The sequence below is a fragment of the Candidatus Thiosymbion oneisti genome (assembly GCF_900092655.1).
Classification (GTDB): domain Bacteria; phylum Pseudomonadota; class Gammaproteobacteria; order Chromatiales; family Chromatiaceae; genus Thiosymbion; species Thiosymbion oneisti.
This window is the reverse complement of sequence record NZ_FLUY01000365.1, coordinates 1-3,923: the sequence shown is the minus strand read 5'-3', so window position 1 is coordinate 3,923 and position 3,923 is coordinate 1. Positions and strand designations below refer to the sequence as shown.

Sequence of the window (3,923 nt, the reverse complement as noted above, 5' to 3'; positions counted from 1 at the left end):
CTGGCTCGACCGCTGGTTTACCCTTTACTACCACCAACGGCGAATTCTTTCACAATCTCTGGAGCGTGGGAACGAGCCAAAAGAAGGGTAGGAGGCGTAGGGTGGGCTGTGCCCACCGGATAGGCGCGGTATTGGTGGGCACAGCCCACCCTACGAGTCCGCTCGACGAATACCGCGCCCAGGGGCAGCGCAATGAGCGGCTCCCTCAGTGCTCCCAGATGTCTTCCCACCAGGCGCCCTTGTCACCCTTAGGCCCATCTTTGGTTGCAGACCGCCGCGGCAGCTTGATCCGGGCGCGGATATCCTTGATATCCCAGCCGGTCAGGCGGGCGAGATTGTCGGCCTCTTGTTCCAGACGCCTCGGCAGTGTCTCGTTGAGATAGCGCTTGGCCGCCTCACAATTGGCATCGCCCTGCCAGGGGTGGCGGATAACATAGCGCCCCTGAAAATTCTCACGGTTGCCGGTCACCTGAAACTTGAGATCCTCCGGGAAATGGGCGCGGTCATAGCGCAGGTGGAGGCGGGTGATATAGACATCCTTCGCCCCCGGCGCCGGCGGCGCGATGCGTGGGGCCGGTCGAGACTTCGGAGCCGGGCGGCGGTCGTCGAGCCAGAAGACGCCCAGCTCGCGTAATTCTTTGTTGCTCAGGGGATCGGCGGCGCAGGGATCGCACCAGTTCATGTCCCAGGCGTATTCGAGAAAGACCGCGCGGCCGCCTTCCTTGGTGACCTGGGTGCGGAACAGGTCGCGGTAGAAATCGGCGAATTTATCCTCTTCCTTGATGTAGACGGGGATGTCGATGTTCGCCGGTAGCTTGACGGTGCGGTAGTTGGTCGTCTCCACCCGTCCCTTGCGGGTCAAGGCATAGATGAATAACTCCTGGGGACCCTTGGCATTGACGGTGCCGAGCCGGATCGGCAACATGAATTTGCGATGGCTGTAGGCGATCTGCAGTGGTCTCAGATAGCCGTATTTCCCCTTGCGGTAGCTCTCCAGATTGATCTTGGCTACGAAGAATTTCATGCCTTGCTTCAGATAGCTGCCGACCACCGGCCGCGCACCCCGGGGCAGCTTGTAGCCATTTTCCGTGAGCCAGGTGACGAGGCCGTCGCTCTCCTTGGCCGACAGGATCAGGATGTCGTATTCGCCGACCTGGTATTCGGCCTCGATGGTGACGCCGAGACTCTTTGCACGCCGGCGGGCAACGGCACGCTTCGCCATCGGGGCGGCGGCCATTGCGGCGGGTGCGGCCATCTCGTAGCGCCGGCAGGGGTCCTCATCGAAATACTCCACCAGCCGGGGCGCCGAATAGGCATCCAGATGCTCCAGGATCGCCTTTTCCATGACGTGGATCTGCCCCTTTTGTAGCACCTTGGGCACCGGCACCACCATCGCGAATTCATCCACATCGCCTTGGAAATCGCTCGCCATGGTGACGACGTTCTTGTCACCATCACGCACCATCACCACCTGGGATGCGCGGTTGAAGAGCTTGGTGTCCGCCTTGGCGACATAGAAGCCGCAGAAAGCGGAGGCGAGGTTCGGTGCCGTCAGGAGGCACAGCAGCAGCCAATGGATGGGTTTCATGCTCATGAATGACTCCTGGTGCCAGGCCAGACGAAGGCCCGCCCCGGCAGGTACTGGTTGATTAATAAGGTCAGTGGCGAAGCAAGAATCAAGGCATAGAGAAAGGCGTTGGGGATGAAAAACAGATATTGCAGCGCCCAGCCGAGTAGCGCAACCCAGGTGCCGTAGAGGAGGCAACCGGCCAGCGACGCGGGCGTGGTCTTGGGATCCGACAGCATGAAGAAGGCAAAGATCAGCAAGGCGCCATTCTGCAGCTGGTGCAGCGGGATCTGCCAGGGGTCGCCGAGCCAGGCGGCGTACCCGAAGAGAGAAAGCGCATAGACGGCGCCGAAGGCGAGGGTCGTCGCCATACGGGTCGGGCCGATCAGTAGGATCAGGCCGCCACCTGCCGTCAGCAACAACAGCCAGATCTCCCGGCCCCACTGACCCGGTGTGACCCAGGCCGCGTCGCCGATCAGGATCACCACCACGATGCCGAGGGCCGAGGGGTTGAATAGATGGCGACGACGAACCGTCACCAGAAACTTGCTCGCAATCGCAATCAGAACGGCAAGCAGCAGCCAGCCGAGCGCGTTCGAGCGCAGCAGCAACAGGATCGACAGGGCGCTGTTGGCCGCACTGGGGAGATTGGCCGGCAGGTGATAGCGACGGGTGAAAAGGAGCTGCAGCAGCCCGGCGAGTGCCACCACCGCGACGATCCGCACCGGCGAGAGCTCGAACTGTAGCTGCAGGATGCCGAACAGCAACAGGGCGATCTGCACCGCCAGCTGATAGTAGCGCGGGTCCATGACAATGACTCAGCTCTAGTACGGATGCCTTCAACTACCGATACCATTGAGCTGGCAGGAACGCCACGGAAAATTTGGCCGCAAATGGTCGCAAATCAAGGTTAATGGACCAAAACGTATTTTTCCTATAGGAAAATCCGCTTCGTTGAAACCGGGAAATCATCAGTGGGCACAGCCCAGCCTACCCTTTGCGGCTCAAAAAGAACCGAAACGCCAACGGTTCACCACCCGATGCACCAGCTCGATCGGCACGAATTCCTGTTCCAGGCGACCCTTCTCCCGGTCGTAGAGGTCTCGATACAGGGCCTGCTCCTGGGCGTCGAGTCCGGCCGGCGGCCGGGGGTCTGCCTTGACCGGTTCGATGACGGCATGCCGCGGCGCGAGCGCCGAGAAGGTGGCCGCATCCATCATCAGGGCCATAAGATGCGGCCACTGCAGGCGGGCCATCGCCAGCATGCTCAGGCCCCAGGTATCGAGATCGCCCCAGTACGCCAAGGTCCGATCATCCAGCCAGGGGGCTTGCAGCCAGCTCAGGTTCAGCCCGGCGCCCAGGACGGCGACGGTTCCCGGCAGCGGTGGTAGCTGGTAGAGGGAACGCTCGTTCTCGACCGCCATCAGATGGCTGCCGGGCAGGGCGGAGCGGCGCAGCTCGCTGCTGCGTAGTCGCAGCTGCTCGAACGGCAACAGGCCCGGTTCCAGGGGTGCAACCAGCAGCCAGTGCTCGCTCTCGTCGAGCGCCCCGAGAAAACCTTCCAGCCCCTGTTGAGCGACGGCGGGGCCGAAGCGCAGCTCCAGCAGCCGGGTCAGGAGGGGGCGATTGCGTTCTAAGAATTTGCTGTCGCAGTCGGCGATCGACAAGGCCCGTAGCGGGCGCCCGTCGGCGCAGCCCGGCGTCAGTCGGTCGGCCACGGCGCAGACCCGGATAGTCTCCTCCGCCCCCTGTGCCAGGACCTGCTGACGCTGCTGGACGATGAGGGGGTGAAACTGGGGATTGACCGCGGCGATGACACCGGACAGGAGGCGATATTCCTGACGAATGTCGGCATCGGCCATGGCCTCGACCCACTGCTTCGCCGAGTGCAGCACCCAGCTGATCGGGAGCTCGACGGCAGCGGCCAGACTTCGGTAGCTCACCGCCTCCCAACGCACCTCGCCTATCTTCATCCGACGCCAGCGTTCGATATGGGTCCGCACCGCGGCGATGTCACCGGCCATGAGGGCCGGCGCCGGTTTGCCGATGGCTAGGATCAAGGGCCACTGATCCTGCCCCAGCAGCCGTCGGCGGCGGATGCCGCCGTTGTGCCATTGGTCCCGGAGCTTGTGGCGCAAGGCGTCAGGCGTCTTCATCGGTTAGAGCAATCCTGAATTATTGGGCGGGTGGTGGTTAATATTTAAATGATTTGTTGGGCACGCCACCGTCCCTGGCGGCCAATGCCATTAAGTTAAGTTTTGTAGGTCGGGTCAGGCGCACCTTGCGATGCGGGCGTGGACAACCGAGGCTGAACGCGCCGTAACCCGACATCCCAGGCTGGCTCCCATCATCGTCT

Annotated in this window: 3 protein-coding genes; all 3 read right to left on the bottom strand. The window is 62.4% G+C overall.

Annotated features, from left to right (window positions below; genetic code table 11):
- Positions 1-205: 205 nt before the first annotated feature.
- A complete protein-coding gene (locus BQ17_RS03575; RefSeq protein ID WP_218068058.1) occupies positions 206-1,594 on the bottom strand; it encodes a DUF2330 domain-containing protein in 1,389 nt (462 codons plus the stop codon).
- The gene (locus BQ17_RS03570) at positions 1,591-2,376 is read right to left on the bottom strand and encodes an RnfABCDGE type electron transport complex subunit D (RefSeq protein ID WP_089724368.1); all 786 of its coding nucleotides are present in this window, start codon (positions 2,374-2,376) and stop codon (positions 1,591-1,593) included. Before BQ17_RS03570 ends, BQ17_RS03575 begins: the two co-directional genes overlap by 4 nt.
- A 195-nt stretch (positions 2,377-2,571) precedes the next feature.
- Positions 2,572-3,723 carry a DUF3322 domain-containing protein gene (locus BQ17_RS03565; RefSeq protein ID WP_089724366.1) on the bottom strand — a complete coding sequence of 384 codons (1,152 nt, stop codon included), beginning with the start codon at positions 3,721-3,723 and terminating at the stop codon, positions 2,572-2,574.
- Positions 3,724-3,923: the final 200 nt, after the last annotated feature.

Excerpts from the sequence above, each read along its gene's own strand:
- BQ17_RS03575 (WP_218068058.1), bottom strand. The coding sequence starts at position 1,594 with ATGAGCATGAAACCCATCCATTGGCTGCTGCTGTGCCTCCTGACGGCA.
- BQ17_RS03570 (WP_089724368.1), bottom strand. The coding sequence starts at position 2,376 with ATGGACCCGCGCTACTATCAGCTGGCGGTGCAGATCGCCCTGTTGCTG.
- BQ17_RS03565 (WP_089724366.1), bottom strand. The coding sequence starts at position 3,723 with ATGAAGACGCCTGACGCCTTGCGCCACAAGCTCCGGGACCAATGGCAC.